The organism is Shewanella sp. (assembly GCF_013214165.1).
In the GTDB taxonomy this organism is placed as follows: domain Bacteria; phylum Pseudomonadota; class Gammaproteobacteria; order Enterobacterales; family Shewanellaceae; genus Shewanella.
Genome location: NZ_JABSSM010000001.1, coordinates 147,118 through 162,279 on the forward strand (window position 1 = coordinate 147,118; position 15,162 = coordinate 162,279).

The window sequence follows — 15,162 nt, forward strand, 5'->3', positions numbered from 1 at the left end:
TGGATTGATGATGTGTTGTGATGGGTTCTGATGGGTTCTCTCGCGGCTAAAGCCGCTCCTACGACAAGCGATTACAAACAATTGCACACAATCCTAGCGTCATCAGATTTGTTGTGGATGGTATTGGTTTATTCCGTTGTAGGAGGGCCTTCAGGCCCGAACCGTGATGGCCCGATATCGATGTTAATGGGAATATGCAGTTTGTCCCATTTTTGTAGGAGGGCCTTCAGGCCCGAAGCGTAATGGCCCGAACCGTGATGGCCCGAACCGTGATCGCCCGATGGATTGTTGATGGGTTCTCTCGCGGCTAAAGCCGCTCCTACGACAAGCGATTACAAACAATTGCACACAATCCTAGCGTCATCAGATTTGTTGTGGATGGTATTGGTTTATTCCGTGTAGGAGGGCCTTCAGGCCCGAACCGTAATGGCCCGAATCCCGATGGCCCGAATCCCGATGGATTGATGATGTGTTCTGATGGGTTCTGATGGGTTCTCTCGCGGCTAAAGCCGCTCCTACGACAAGCGAGGGGGGGGAGATTCGCAAATTGCAAAGCAAATCATTTAGGCACAGGTGTTCATCTTTCGTGTAGACACATAATCAACGATTTTTACCCTATAAAATCAGTAACCTAAACCTTGGCCTAGTTTGTGCTTATTCATTGTTATGTCTCGTTCATAAACAAGACGATTATTTTAAGGAGCTAGTTATGAAGTTCTCTCCCTTGGCACTCGAAAATGCATGCTTAGTCACCTTACCTAAAGAGATGATCATGGCTCAGACGCCAACAATAAGAGCCGCTATTTCTCGTCAAATAGAAACCGGCAGTACCAAGCTGGTGATGGATTTACATCAAGTGGAATATATCGACTCCAGTGGCCTGTCGATTCTGGTATCGGCACATAAACTCACCCAGAAACATTCAGGCGAAGTGATCTTACTCTCACCTTCGGCTGGCGTCCGCGCCCTGATTGAACTCACACGGCTACATCATGTGTTCACTATTTTTGAAGATAGAGATGCGGCAATCGAACATATATGTAGTGTCTGACAGTAGTCAGTAACGATACATATACATGCGGACTGCAAATAATACCTGAACATAATGACTAGACACACTTGCAGAAAATAGAGCAATGAAAGCGAATTGAGTTAAAAGTTAAGCATAATAAAATATCGAGGCGCTAATTATGGAAAAATTAGATGGCAATACAATCAAGAGACTCAGCCTATTTCTCTTACTCAATCTGGCAGCCTGCATCAGTTTAGTCATGCTCAATAATGAAGATAGAAACCTATGTCAAAACACCAGTGACACCGCGAGAAGTCACCTCAAATCCAATGACCCAATGCACACTAAAAATTGTCTCTATTATGGGGGGCGAATACTTTATAAGAGTGAGCAATAGCTCAATACTGCAATCTATATGGGCAAACACAGCCGCTCATGGCGCTGGCATTAGGAGTAATAAGTAAGCCTAGATAAATTCACCATTCGAGCCCTGCAGATACTGTCACCTTGTCCCGTCATTCCGTCATTCCGTCATTCCGTCATTCCGTCATTCCGTCATTCGCATCTTGCATCTTGCATTTTGCAACAACAACCAAGCCAAACTTGAAAAAGTCGTCAATATTTGCAAACCGCGAAATATTATCGACGACAAACTAATAGGGTAAATGCAAAGTTAAAAAAGAACATTTAAATTTCATGATCTTAGTCAAACACCTAACAACTGGCATTGATTATGTATGACTCTATATAGAAACCCTATTTAGATCTTGTTTATCTCTATATTGAGGAGAGCCGATGCCTGTAGTTGATAATGCCCAACAGGGGATCAGGAATGGGCTCACCAAGAGCCTATTCTCTGTGAGTTCGGCACAAGTGCTGGGACGGATCATTAGATTTGCATCTAGCATCTTGCTGGCCCGTCTGTTGACACCTGAAATCTTCGGTGAAGTGGCCATCATACTTGCCTGCTTCGAACTCATCAGTGCCCCTACCATCCGGTTCACCTCAGTCGCTTTGCTCAAAATGGATGATTTGACCTTACATTCAGCCCTAGCTATCGCCCATAAAATGAATTGGTGCGCCGCGATTATTGCATTTGTTGCCATGAGCTTACTCAGCTGGCCTCTCGCATTTTTCCATCAGGATCCAACCTTGATCCCGCCTATGATACTCATGGCAACAAGCTATTTATTGCTTCCCTTCGGCATGCTTCATGCGACATCTAACCTAAGAACAAACAAGAGACCCGTCGTCGGCCAAGCCATTCTATGGCAGACCATAGCCGACTGTGTACTCACAGCCTGTTTAGCTTTGCTCGGTTTGGGAGTCTGGGCCATTATCATACCTAAGGTATTAGGGATCCTTATATGGGTCGGGATCCACAGGTATCATACCTCCTTAGTTAATGGTTCAGACTCCCAGAGTCCTCCTGCCGAGCACGTTTATTATCAAAATCATTGTATCAATTCACGATCCGCAATAGAGACCTCGAGAGTGTCACATCAGGTGGCTAGTCTCCCCCCTATGGAGGACAAAACAAGCAAAAGCGATATTAAGAACCTGGCAATAAGTATCAAACTCATCGCCAACTTACAGATTTCAGAAGAATTCAAAAAGATCACTCATAAGCTCAGCAAGCAGCAAGCTTCCACAAATGAGATGCTCCAATTGGGGGTTAAAAATGGTTTGCATGATCTGAGTATTGCCCTGAGGAACAACATAGATTACCTGCTAGTGGGATATTTTTTTGGGCTAGAGGCACTAGGAGTTTACTTTTTTGCCTTCGCCGCCAGTGTAGGACTGACGACTATCATTATGCAGCAATATTCTCGCTCGCAGTATTCTCAACCTTGCTGTTCCCCTCTTTATTCATCAATGGGCCCGAGTGAGAGTGAAGCCAAAATCCATACTCATACACCAGCTCATTCAGACACCAATACACTTGCTGAGGAAAAAACAACGACGGCGAACTTAGACAAGCACCCGCTAGGACCGGAGCAAGATGATACTTACACCCGTTACCAAAGCTCGCTTTCACAGCTTCTCAAGCTCACATTTCCAATAATCATGCTGCAACTTATATTTGCGCCTATCTACCTACCTTTTCTCTACGGCCAACATTGGATCCATGCTGGGGCCCTTCCGGTATTTATTCTGCTCTGCTTATGCGGTCTGCTGAGGCCCTTTACTGAAGCTGCCAGCCAACTTTGGCTCAATCTAAACATGCAAAGTATCCAACTTAAATACAATATCAGCGTCATCTTATTATTAGTCCTCAGCATCAGTTTTTTCAGCCAATGGGGATTAGAGGCCGTTGCCTTAGGCGTCTTGCTCGTTCACCTTTTGACCACAACCGTGTTAACTCGCTACGTTCACTCTTATATTCTCAAACAAAGTACATATGACAGAATAAACCGTATTTCAAACCATCAAGAAACACCTAATGTGAATGAGAAAACGGCAAAAACATTTGCACAGGAGTTTCCTAATGACGCCTAGAGTCTCAGGTATTGGGCAAGGCCAGGAAAACCCATCAGTAAAGATAGCGTCAAGTCATCGTTAATCCCATAAAAGAATCTCATAAGCCAATAGTTTGCCGATCTTGGAGCAGAGCGTGCAAAAGTGGACTTAGTGCTTCAAAAAACTCAGTCAAAACCACAGTCCCTCAGGCTTGGTATTAATACCTATGAGTATGAGTATGAGTATGAGTATGAGTATGAGTATGAGTATGAGTATGAACACTTGCTCCAAGATACTGTTGGTATTTAAAATGTCTTCTTTAATCAATGCGCTTTGCATACCCAAGATGCAAACTGCGAAAAACCACAATCACACTCAGTGTAAACACCAGGAAAAACATAACAACAACTTGTTAAACAACAGTTTATCTAACTGGCCCGAATTATGCTTTATCCTAAAATATGAATTGAACTCTAGCATCGAATAGCAATCTTGCTTAAGGCTGGGAAAATGATAACAGACACTCGAGTAGAAACTGCTCATATCAGAGCTCATATGCTCAGAACCGTCGACATTATCGTTGGCCTGCTACTCATCATAGCTGCAATGCCTGTCTTAGTACTTAAGTCTCTGTATCGAAAGTATCACCATGGCTCGGCCATAGAACGAGTTTATATTCACGACGCAAAAGATGGAAAAATAGGTCTATATCAATTCACAGGTGAAGGGATATGTTGCCAATGGCCCTATTTAATCAACTTACTCAAGGGTGACCTTTCCCTGCTTGGTAGCGACAAAAAATATTACCTTGAACCGGACCAAGGAGCTGGCCAAGTCTCTTATCAACAACAAAAACCATGGTTTAGCAAGCCAGGTCTACTCTCTTTTGAGCAAATGCATCAAAGGTTAGGCATTAATTTCGAGGACAAGGCAGAACACCTGCATAACGCACAAAGCAACCTGTTATCTTATCTTATGGCAGTATCTAGAGTCGTACTGACATCGATATTTTCAGCCCATAAGGCTAATAGCTCGGCGCAATCAATTCCCTTATTCAATATACAACTCTGTAATCTCACCATGAAGGAGATGTTGGCAGAAATAATCATTCAATCCCAACACTACAAAGCGTTGAAGCTGACGCGAAATCCCGACACGACTCCCTCAGCCGTAGCTCATTCGAACGGTATGCTTCAATATGCCTTCGTCAATGCAGCTTGCTTGAATATCAGTGTCAAAGACCCATTCTACCGTCGCTGTTTGCAATCGAGTTGTCACAAGGTATTTGCCGATGGTTCGGGCATACGCATTGCTAGCCTTTGGAAAGGCTATTCCCCTAAAGACAATCTCAATGGCACTGACATGTTTCCTCGACTGTGCGAGCAGCTATCAAAAAACAATTTATCTGTCTTTCTTCTCGGTGGAGCCCTAGGCATTGCCGCTAAAACCGCTGAAAAGATGAGCCATCAATACCCCAAGTTAACTGTCGCGGGTACTCACCATGGCTATGTAGATTCATTAGCAGATGAACAATCTGTGATTAAGCAGATTAATGCTTCAGGCGCTAGTGTTTTACTGGTCGCAATGGGGGCACCAAGACAAGAACTTTGGCTAGAAAAACATCAAGCTCATCTGGATGTCGCAGTGGGCATTGGCGTAGGCGGGTTATTTGATTTTTACTCAGAGAAAATCATACGAGCCCCATTATGGGTAAGACAAATAGGCATGGAATGGGTTTGCCGCCTCAAAGAAGAGCCAAAGAGAATGTGGCAGCGATATATCTTAGGAAATCCGCTTTTCTTATATCGTGTGTTGCAAGAAATACGTCAACAAAAGCAACAAGGCGACCCCATAACATCTGCGGCACAGACAGCAAGAGGTCAACTATTACCCGGTTCAGTTTATGCCAATAAGCTTGAATATTCAGGCAATAAAAAAAATATCAAGCATCCAAATTTAACCAACCAGCACTCATTAAATGCTCAGGCGAAACAACGCTGCAAACGCAATAGAGCGCTAGCGAGATTTAATATCCAATTAAAGCGAGGACTCGATCTTTTTTGTGCTTCTTTACTACTGGTACTTTTATTGCCGTTGCTACTATGGGTGTCATTGCTAATACGGCTGGAGTCTAAGGGGCCAGTGCTGTTTAGCCAACAAAGGGCTGGCAAACATAATATCCCTTTTACGATGTGGAAATTTCGCTCTATGTACCAAGACGCAGAACTGCGTCGGAGAAAACTGCAATCGGCTAATGAGATGCAAGGCGGCGTGCTATTTAAAATAAAAAAAGATCCAAGAATCACCCTCATCGGCAAAGTGATCAGAAAGCTATCAATCGACGAGCTGCCTCAACTGTGGAATGTTATCTGCGCAGACATGTCTCTGGTTGGCCCAAGGCCGGCACTATTGGCTGAGGTGGAACAATATAGTCAGCATGACAGAAGACGGCTTGCCGTTAAGCCTGGCATCACTTGTATATGGCAAGTCAGCGGCCGCTCTGATATCCCTTTCGATCAACAGGTTGAATTGGATGTTGATTATATCTACCAGCAATCATTCTTTACCGATGTTTGCTTACTGATTAAAACCATACCGGCAGTGATATTTTCCCGAGGTGCCTATTGATAACAAAAATTAACGCAAGGAGTCATCAGCAGACGAGGGCGAAACAGTCAGTAACAAGACCTAAACAGGGCTAACTATGGAGAACTGCGCATGCAAGCCATCATTTTTGCAAACAGAACAGGTGATGAATTAGCACCACTGAATGACCATTACTGTCCAGCACGACTTCCTATCGGTAATAAAGCCGTGATTGAATATACCTTAGAGGACATAGCCAAATCCGGGATCACCCAGATAAAGTTAATTATTTCATCTCAAGCTAGAGAGATTGAAAGTTTTCTCTGCAATGGTGAAAAGTGGGGACTAGAAATAGAATATTTTTTAAGTAAGCCCCAAGAAGAAGCCGGCTCAATATTAAAGCGTCTGGCGCTGGACCCCGATGAAAGTTTATTGCTCGTTAGGGGGGATATTTTTCGCTCCCCTTCTATTTCTCAATTTATCGACTTTTCTAAAGAGTTCCCTAGTGACTTTGTGCAAGCCAAAATGGAGAGCCAGAATGCAGGCATGATGTTACTCCCCGCAGCTCTCCCCTATCTTGCCGATATCGACTGGCCTTTTTTTTCACATTTCGACAGCACCAGTGTTGTGACACTCGTCTTACACGGACGCAGCTTCATGCTTGATAGTTTTCACTCGTATATGGATGCAAATTTGTGTTTAGCCAAGAATGAACTTCCTACATTAACGCCTAGCGAACGTAGTTACCTGTCTGCTAATGCACAGCAAGATTTTTATGTTGGTACTAAGGCCCATACTGGTGATTTAACCAGCCAAAATGGTTGGGGGATCATAGGAAACAACTGCCGAATAGAAGAGAAGGTACAGTTAAAAGAATCAGTTGTGATCGGCAGTAATTGTTTAATCGACAAAGAATCTAGCATTGAGAACAGCTTGATCCTGCCCAACACCTATGTAGGAGAAAGGTTAGAAGTTAAAAATAGCATTCTCTGCCAAGATCTGCTTATAAACCTGCAGCACTTAGGTGTCATTCAAATCAAAGATCAAGCCTTGATCGGCGCAAATGAGATCCCTGCCAAGCCCAGTGAAAACAAAACAAGTACACTTACAAAACTATTCTTATTCGTAATTTTAATACTCAGCTTACCCCTATGGCCCCTGTTATCGGTGTATTCCGCATTAAGACACACGTTTAGCAAGCATTCTGAGTACTCGACTATTTCCGATACCTGTATCGACAATTTAGGACAAACCTTTAAAGCGTGGCGATGGAACATACCAGGCCCTATCTCAGCCAGATTACCGCAGATATATCATGTACTCACCGGAAGACTTGATCTATTTGGCGACACTCCTGAAGCGAGATATGCCACAGGAAAAAATGACCGTCGCTTAGGTGTGCTGGGCCCGGTTCAGTTACTGCTGGATAAATCCGCTCCTAAAGAGGAACGTCAAATGCTAGAACTTGAGTTCGATGCAGATAACAGAGCCAGCAAATACTTACATCTACTTTGGCGCGCATTACGATCACAGCCACAGACAATAACAGCGTCACATTTTTTGTAGGAGGGGCCTTTAGCCCCGAACTTATAGCAAGTGTAAGGAGCGGGTAATGACCAATTTGATGCTAATGATGTTAAGGAAAATTATTTATTATAGCTCTGCATTCTCACCCCGTAGTGAGAAAGCGGTTATGGGGAGCTATGAAAACCAATTTTCAGATAATGCCAAATACTTATACATACACTGGCAACAGACTCAGTTTATCCGTGCAATATGGATTAGCGGCAACCCGGAGGTGATAGCAGCACTGCATAAAAGAGGCTTTGAAGCCTATCATAGAAGAAGTTTTCTAGGCTTATTTCACTGTCTTACTGCCAAGTATTACTTCTACAACAGCTATATTGGCGATATTAACCAAAACCTGGCTAAAGGTGCGATTAAGGTTAACCTGTGGCATGGATCTCCGCTCAAAAAAATTGAATTTGATATCACTTCTGGCCCACTGACTCACACCTTTCAAGCATCAAATTCAATAAATAAGCTGACGAACTCATTAAGGTACCACCAGCAACATATAAAACCCGACATCATGTTAAGCCCTAGCCCAATGATGGATAAACTGTTCATGTCTGCTTTTAGGCTCTCTGACAAACAGATGCTCCGCAGCGGCAACCCTAGAACCGACTATCACAAGCGCTATCCAGAACAAAAACTATCGTTCACCAATCTTTTTAATCATCATTTTGACAAAGTCATTATGTACGCACCGACGTGGAAGCTGCAAACGACAAAATATCATCAGACAAACTTACAGGCTAAAAGCCATCTAACTGAAGATAAAAATGAAATTAACCTTTACGATGTGGCGTTCAATTGGAAGGTATTGTCTGAGCATTTAACCATAAACAACCAGCTTTTTTTGATAAGGCTAGATGCGAACGAGGCACAGCTTAAATCAGAATTTAATCAATACCCCAATATTGTCGATATATCTCAATGCCAAGATATATACCCCAATATGCATGAAGTCGATCTACTCATCACAGATCAATCTTCACTCTGCATAGACTTTCTTCTCAATCAAACACCGACACTTTTTTATATTCCATCTGATATAGAAAAACTCATGCCAAAGAAAGAATCATCTCAGGAGTCATACACAGACAACTATGACTATGTCGATACCTTGCCGTTATATGGCAATGACAAGGCGGTGAAGGTATCGAGTTTTGAAGCACTACTAATGAAACTAGAGTCAGATGAGAGCTTTTATATTTCAGCCAAACTAAGCCAAAAATACAAGCAACTTTGTAATCTGTTCTGGTCGGAATATGCCTGTGATGCGTTTGATGTAATAGAGAAGCAGATAATCAAGAGAACAGATAAAACATATCGCCATCATTTACCGTAGGAGCGGCTTTAGCCGCGAGAAAGCAAGCCTAGAAGGTACTCACCATAACCGCTATTGAGCAAGGGCTTAGCGAGTTCTCTTAACTGTGCATCATCAATCAAACCTAGACGGTAAGCGACCTCTTCAGGACAGTTAATCTTGAGGCCTTGGCGCTTTTCGATGGCAGAAATAAATTGAGTCGCTTCGGCAAAAGCATCAGGGGTACCAGTATCGAGCCAGGCAGTGCCTCTGCCCAGTATATTCACATGTAGATCGCCGGAGCTTAAGTACATATTAACCAGATCGACAATTTCGAGCTCGCCTCGCGCAGAAGGAGTAATTTGTTTAGCAAAACCAGAGGCCTGGTTGTCAAAAAAATACAATCCAGGCATGGCATACTTAGATTGAGGCTGAACTGGTTTCTCCTCAATCGAGAGTGCACGCCCACTATCATCGAAGCTAATCACGCCATAATCTTGTGGATTAGACACGTGATAAGCAAACACGCCAGCACCGGTTCCAGTAGCGCAGATCTGAGTTAATAACGGAGTTAGCGAGTCACCATAAAAGAGGTTATCGCCTAAGATTAAGGCGCTAGGCCCTCCATCGAGAAAATCTTCCGCTATGATGAGAGCCTCAGCAAGTCCATTGGGCTGAGTTTGCTCGGCGTATTGCAGCGATATGCCCCACTGAGTACCATCCTGCAACAGGGCACGAAACAGAGACAAGTCAGCGGGTCTACAGATAAGTAGGATATCTCTTATCCCGGCCTGCATCAGTGTAGAAATAGGGTAATAGATCATAGGTTTATCATAAACTGGCAGTAACTGCTTACTCACAACCTGAGTCATAGGGAACAACCTAGACCCGGTACCACCAGCTAAAATAATGCCTTTTCTCATATTTGGCTTACATCTCAAAAATTAGATAGAAACAGGTGATATCTTATCACACCCGTAGGAGCGGCTTCAGCCGCGAAGGAACATATCGTAGGAGCGGCTTCAGCCGCGAAGGGTTAAACCAACGCCGGTGTTACCATTAACATCGATTTCGGGCCTGAAGACCCTCCTACGTAATCCCCACCCCCGTAGGAGCGGCTTTAGCCGCGAAGGAACATATCGTAGGAGCGGCTTCAGCCGCGAAGGAACATATCGTAGGAGCGGCTTCAGCCGCGAAAGAACATATCGTAGGAGCGGCTTCAGCCGCGAAGGGTTAAACCGCGAAGGGTTAAACCGCGAAGGGTTAAACCGTGAAGGGTTAAACCCCGAAGGGTTAAACCCCGAAGGGTTAAACCGCCGAAGGGTTAAACCGCGAAGGGTTAAACCCCGAAGGGTTAATCCGCGATGCTTTAGCCGCGATTTACGACTAAAATTAATAAATTGATTTCAATCAACACAAGGCTAATTATGCAACATGGAAGTAACTTGCGGCTTGGAAGATACAGTAACGAAAATAACATCTACTTCGTTACAACCAATACCCATGAAAGAGAACCATTGTTTAATGATTTTGGCTGTGCTCGAATAGTCATTAATAATTTAAAATTGTCTGATGAGCAAAAAATAACGTCGACTATAGGCTATACCCTAATGCCAGATCACCTACATTGGCTATTTAGGCTCAATGATATCACTGATTTAAGTCGTGCCGTAGGTTACGTGAAAGGCCGGAGTGCCAAACAGATCAACACTCATCTGAAACGGAATATTAACGTGTGGCAACCAGGATTTTACGATCATTGCTTGAGGCAAGATGAAGAGATAAAGGAAGTGATGAGGTACATAGTCGCTAACCCATTGAGAGCTAAATTAGTCGAGGATATTGGCAATTACTCACATTGGGATTGCATGTATCTCCCCGTAGGAACGGCTTCAGCCGCGATTGATTAAACCGCGAAGGATAAAACCAACACCATTATTGCCATCGATATCGACATCGGGCCTAAAGGCCCTCCTACAAAAGATGGCTGTTTATGCATAAAATGCTTCTACCGTCTGAATAAATCTATTCAGCTCTGCTTTAGTTAACGCATTGATCCCTGCGGCTGCAGCCCGACCGCCGCCAGTATCAAATTGGCTGCAGATATCGCCAGCACCCTGCTTGTTATTTAATGGTGCCCGTAAAGAAACGGTATAACTGCCATCATTATTATCGGTTAATACCCCATGGGCAGAATCGGGATCTAGATTAGCCAAGTAGTTGCCGTATACACCGCTAATGCGTCTCGCCCAGGCACTATCGGGTAATTCAAAAACAGATAAATTGGCACTACGATGGCAAGACTCTACGGCCAATGCCTTATCCATGTCTTGTCGATACGCGCTTTGAAGCTGGTAAAAAGGCGAATCCACATCGGCTATCACGTCAAAAGGATTGGGATACTTAAGCAAGGCCAGGTACAAATCTGCGGGATGAAAGTGAAGGTCTTGGGTTCTACTGCCGTAGCCATTGTAATTAATCAGGGTGCCGAGTTCTTTGAGCTGCTCAGCCTGGCCCTTAGATAAACCAGCTTGTTCAGCTAATTTATCGGCCTTAGCAATAAGGTTATCACCGAAAGCTGCCGTGATCGCCCAAAGATGGAATTGTCCCTGTAAAAGCCGATCTATGATAAGTGCCGTACAAGTATTGGCATCTAAATCTATGTGGGCCTGCAAATTTTTATGCTGAGGAATAACACCACATCGGTGATGATCGGCGTAATACACAGTCGCACCAGTTTTAAGCGCACTGAGCAGAGCATCTCGATTCTTCTCCATCGAGATATCGAGTACCGTAAGGCTATCTCCAGAGCTCACTGTCACTTTTTCCAGCAACTGGATGTCACGTTTAACGCCTGTCACCAACTCACTCTCGACAGGGTTTGCCAATCTAAGCTGCAACAAGGCGATGATGCCATCGGCATCACCGTTAAAAATATCGTAATTCATTCACACCCTTTCGATTTAAGCGTACCGTAGGAGCGGCTTCAGCCGCGAAGGAACAATACAAACAATGCACCAATCCCCCCTGAACATACCGTAGGAGCGGCTTCAGCCGCGAAGGGTTAATCCCAGAAGAATTAAACCCAGAAGGGTTAATCCAACGCGGTGTTACCATCAACATCGATTTCGGGCCTGAAGGCCCTCCTACACAAGATAAGACCAATACACCCAATGCAACAACATAGGTCAATTAAATCCCACACACCGTAGGAGCGCGCTTTAGCCGCGAAGGATTTCTTGAACATTCTTCTCGGGGCTGAAGCCCCTCCTACAGCGAGACTGCTTTCAAATAACCATTATTTTTAAGATAATCTATCACCTGCTTCGCACAGGCTTCTACCGACTGCTTCTCAGTCATGACATGTACCTCTGGGCTCACCGGCAGCTCATAGGCAGAATCTATGCCGGTAAAGTTCTTAATCTCACCTGCGCGGGCTTGCTTGTATAAACCTTTTGGATCTCTTAGCTCACATATCTCAATCGGCGTGTCGATAAAAATCTCGATAAACTCACCGACCTTTAACTGATTTCGAACCTGCTCTCTATCAGCCAGAAAAGGTGAGATAAATGCTGTTGAGACCAGCAGACCCGCATCGACAAACAACTTGGACACTTCGCCTATACGGCGAATGTTCTCGACTCTGTCTTCATCCGAGAAACCCAAGTCACCATTCAAGCCATGACGAACGTTATCGCCATCTAACAGGTAGGTTTTACAGCCGATGTCATGCAGCATCTTATCTACCGCATTAGCCACAGTAGATTTCCCCGAGCCACTTAGGCCAGTAAACCAAAGCACGGCTGGGCTATGACCATTACTCGCGACTCGCTCTTCATGAGACACGCTGGCTTGATGCCAAACGACGTCTGAGGATGACTCGCTTAACGTCTCAACATTCTTATAGGGAGACGCTTCTTGTATTTTATCTATCTTTACAGTCATCACATATCCAATTTTTATTTCGGGCATATTCGGGCATATTCGCGAAGGGTTTAACCAACGCGGTGTTACCATCAACATCTACATCGATATCAACATCGGGCCTAAAGGCCCTCCTACATAAACGGGAAAAACACAGGTACGGCCACGAGTACTATGACGCCATAAGTCAGGCTCACTGGTAATCCGACTCTGACAAAATCGATTATTCGATAATGTCCGGCGTTATACACCATCAAGTTGGTCTGATAACCATAGGGGCTGATGAAACTGCCACTAGCCGCAAAAGCGACGGTCATCACGAAAGGTAATATGTCCACACCAAAACCTAAGGCGATACTGTAAGCGATAGGGAACATTAATGCCGCGGCGGCATTATTGGTAATGAGCTCAGTCATCAGCCAAGTTGCAACATAAACCAATATCAGCGCCAGATAGAGGTGGTCTTTATCCGTTACACTATTTACCCACTGGGCCACTAAATCGGCGACGCCATTATTAACCAGTGCATGCGAAAGCAAGATAGCCGTCGACACGATTAACCAGATATCGACGGGGAAACGCCTCACCACTTCGTTCACATTGAGGCATTTACTGAATATGAGCACGCCAAGCAGCAGCAACATCCCTTGCAGCATCTCTATCACGCCCGTGGCAGCAAGTGCGATAGTCAATACAAACCCACCGATTGACAGCCACGCCTTGGCACCATTGATGCGAATTTCAGGCTCAACACCACTGATCACGATGAAATTTTTACTGATATTCCTGCGGGTCTTAAAATCTTCACCTACGGCTAAGACTAAAAAGTCTCCCGCCTTGATGACGACTTCGCCCAGCTTACCCGAGATCTCCTCCCCGTCACGGCGAATCGCCACCACAGCGGCATCGAACAAGGCCCTAAAGCCAGAGCCTTTCAATGTCTTACCTATGAGTACACTCTCGTTCTTCACCACCACTTCGGTTAAATTAGAGTCCAGTAGGCCATTTTTCTCGGCAAACATCTCCAAACCAGAGAATTGACTCAGCTGCATCATCTTAGTGATATCACCACTGAAAATAAGCCTGTCATTGAGCAGCAGGACTTCTGTCGGTGTTACCGGGCTTATCAAGCGTCCATCGCGAACAACTTCGACCAAAAATAGCGATTCTAGATGCCTAAGGCCATTATCTTCGACCGAACGGCCAATAAGCTCGGAGCCAGTGACAACTTTAGCATCAATAAAATAGCCCTTGGAGCAGGTCTCTTTATGTTCTATCTCTGGCAACCAGCGAGAGGCCAGTCTTAATACCAGGCCGCAACCTAATACCAGCATGATACCGACCGCAGTAAACGAAAAGAAACTGAGTGACTTACCAGTGGCATCGATATAAAGGCTGTTAACGATCAAGTTGGTGGATGTGCCTATTAAGGTGAGCGTTCCCCCTAAGATAGCAGCGTAGGAAAGTGGCAATAACAATTTACTGGCGAAGTGATGCGGATTATTACGAATTGGCGATAGCAAGGTCGCGACCACGGCCGTGTTATTGAGCATGGCCGAGCTTAACGCAGTAATGCCGAAGAGTCGCATCCAGGTCGAATTGTAACTGCTCACTATCACCTTGGAAGCAATCACCCTAAGCAAGCGAGTCTTCTCTAATGCGAAGGAACATAAGATCAACAGCACCAGAGTCACCAAACCAGGGTTGGACATACTCGACAGCAGCTGCTCTTTCGAGACCAAATTAAGTCCGACCAAGGCTAGCAGAGCCACACCGAATACCACGGCTGGACGGCTCTGAAAACGAATAAGTCCCGCGATGGTCGCGACAAATATTCCTATGGTTAAATATGCATCTAGAGACATATATTCCTATGATTATTTCGGTTGTAGGAGCGGCTTCAGCCACGATTGATTGAAACAAGCAAATGTTCTAATCAACATCAATACCGATTTCGGGCCTGAAGGCCCTCCTACAAAACGGATAAACCTAAACGTACCGATTCAATCTCATTTTCACCGTAGGAGCGGCTTCAGCCGCGATTGATTGAAACAAGCAAATGTTCGAATCAACATCAATACCGATATCGGGCCTGAAGACCCTCCTACAAAACGGATAAACCTAAACGTACCGATTCAATCTCATTTTCACCGTAGGAGCGGCTTCAGCCGCGATTGATTGAAACAAGCAAATGTTCGAATCAACATCAATACCGATTTCGGGCCTGAAGGCCCTCCTACAATGGGCCAAACAATCCGCCATTATTCGAATCGATACCAATCGGGCCTGAAGACCCTCCTACAATGGG

Annotated in this window: 11 protein-coding genes; 7 read left to right on the forward strand and 4 right to left on the reverse strand. The window is 44.7% G+C overall.

Going from position 1 to position 15,162, the window contains the following annotated elements; all coding sequences use genetic code 11:
• The first annotated feature begins 709 nt into the window (after positions 1 to 709).
• From HRU42_RS00685 to HRU42_RS00710, 6 genes are all read left to right on the forward strand, one after another.
• Positions 710 to 1,051: an STAS domain-containing protein gene (locus tag HRU42_RS00685; protein WP_295028033.1), complete on the forward strand. Its 342-nt coding sequence runs from the start codon at positions 710 to 712 to the stop codon at positions 1,049 to 1,051.
• A gap of 139 nt (positions 1,052 to 1,190) precedes the next feature.
• Positions 1,191 to 1,409 (forward strand): hypothetical protein, encoded by a 219-nt coding sequence (locus tag HRU42_RS00690; protein ID WP_295028034.1) that lies wholly within the window; start codon positions 1,191 to 1,193, stop codon positions 1,407 to 1,409.
• A 398-nt stretch (positions 1,410 to 1,807) separates the two neighbouring features.
• Positions 1,808 to 3,511, forward strand: coding sequence for an oligosaccharide flippase family protein (locus HRU42_RS00695; protein ID WP_295028036.1), 1,704 nt, complete (start codon positions 1,808 to 1,810; stop codon positions 3,509 to 3,511).
• Positions 3,512 to 3,982: 471 nt separating this feature from the next.
• Complete coding sequence (locus HRU42_RS00700) at positions 3,983 to 6,100, forward strand: WecB/TagA/CpsF family glycosyltransferase (RefSeq protein ID WP_295028038.1); 2,118 nt, start codon at positions 3,983 to 3,985, stop codon at positions 6,098 to 6,100.
• A gap of 90 nt (positions 6,101 to 6,190) precedes the next feature.
• A complete protein-coding gene (locus HRU42_RS00705; RefSeq protein WP_295028040.1) occupies positions 6,191 to 7,624 on the forward strand; it encodes an NDP-sugar synthase in 1,434 nt (477 codons plus the stop codon).
• A 46-nt stretch (positions 7,625 to 7,670) separates the two neighbouring features.
• Complete coding sequence (locus HRU42_RS00710) at positions 7,671 to 8,972, forward strand: CDP-glycerol glycerophosphotransferase family protein (protein ID WP_295028042.1); 1,302 nt, start codon at positions 7,671 to 7,673, stop codon at positions 8,970 to 8,972.
• An 8-nt stretch (positions 8,973 to 8,980) separates the two neighbouring features.
• Here the strand turns inward: HRU42_RS00710 and rfbA are convergent, their stop codons facing one another.
• Positions 8,981 to 9,853, reverse strand: coding sequence for a glucose-1-phosphate thymidylyltransferase RfbA (gene rfbA / locus HRU42_RS00715; protein ID WP_295028044.1), 873 nt, complete (start codon positions 9,851 to 9,853; stop codon positions 8,981 to 8,983).
• A 522-nt stretch (positions 9,854 to 10,375) separates the two neighbouring features.
• Here rfbA and HRU42_RS00720 point away from each other — a divergent pair.
• The gene (locus HRU42_RS00720) at positions 10,376 to 10,840 is read left to right on the forward strand and encodes a transposase (RefSeq protein WP_295028046.1); all 465 of its coding nucleotides are present in this window, start codon (positions 10,376 to 10,378) and stop codon (positions 10,838 to 10,840) included.
• Between the two features lie 81 nt (positions 10,841 to 10,921).
• On the opposite strand, the gene HRU42_RS00725 is transcribed toward HRU42_RS00720, so the two are convergent.
• From HRU42_RS00725 to HRU42_RS00735, 3 genes are all read right to left on the reverse strand, one after another.
• The gene (locus tag HRU42_RS00725) at positions 10,922 to 11,878 is read right to left on the reverse strand and encodes a DHH family phosphoesterase (RefSeq protein ID WP_295028048.1); all 957 of its coding nucleotides are present in this window, start codon (positions 11,876 to 11,878) and stop codon (positions 10,922 to 10,924) included.
• 322 nt (positions 11,879 to 12,200) lie between these two features.
• On the reverse strand, positions 12,201 to 12,875 hold the full coding sequence (gene cysC, locus HRU42_RS00730) for an adenylyl-sulfate kinase (protein WP_295028049.1): 675 nt from the start codon (positions 12,873 to 12,875) through the stop codon (positions 12,201 to 12,203).
• Positions 12,876 to 12,988: 113 nt separating this feature from the next.
• Positions 12,989 to 14,719 carry an SLC13 family permease gene (locus tag HRU42_RS00735; RefSeq protein WP_295028051.1) on the reverse strand — a complete coding sequence of 577 codons (1,731 nt, stop codon included), beginning with the start codon at positions 14,717 to 14,719 and terminating at the stop codon, positions 12,989 to 12,991.
• Positions 14,720 to 15,162: the final 443 nt, after the last annotated feature.

Bases quoted from the DNA above. Each gene is read 5' to 3' on its own strand.
- HRU42_RS00685 (WP_295028033.1), top strand. From the start codon at position 710: ATGAAGTTCTCTCCCTTGGCACTCGAAAATGCATGCTTAGTCACCTTA.
- HRU42_RS00690 (WP_295028034.1), top strand. From the start codon at position 1,191: ATGGAAAAATTAGATGGCAATACAATCAAGAGACTCAGCCTATTTCTC.
- HRU42_RS00695 (WP_295028036.1), top strand. From the start codon at position 1,808: ATGCCTGTAGTTGATAATGCCCAACAGGGGATCAGGAATGGGCTCACC.
- HRU42_RS00700 (WP_295028038.1), top strand. From the start codon at position 3,983: ATGATAACAGACACTCGAGTAGAAACTGCTCATATCAGAGCTCATATG.
- HRU42_RS00705 (WP_295028040.1), top strand. From the start codon at position 6,191: ATGCAAGCCATCATTTTTGCAAACAGAACAGGTGATGAATTAGCACCA.
- HRU42_RS00710 (WP_295028042.1), top strand. From the start codon at position 7,671: ATGACCAATTTGATGCTAATGATGTTAAGGAAAATTATTTATTATAGC.
- rfbA (WP_295028044.1), bottom strand. From the start codon at position 9,853: ATGAGAAAAGGCATTATTTTAGCTGGTGGTACCGGGTCTAGGTTGTTC.
- HRU42_RS00725 (WP_295028048.1), bottom strand. From the start codon at position 11,878: ATGAATTACGATATTTTTAACGGTGATGCCGATGGCATCATCGCCTTG.
- cysC (WP_295028049.1), bottom strand. From the start codon at position 12,875: ATGACTGTAAAGATAGATAAAATACAAGAAGCGTCTCCCTATAAGAAT.
- HRU42_RS00735 (WP_295028051.1), bottom strand. From the start codon at position 14,719: ATGTCTCTAGATGCATATTTAACCATAGGAATATTTGTCGCGACCATC.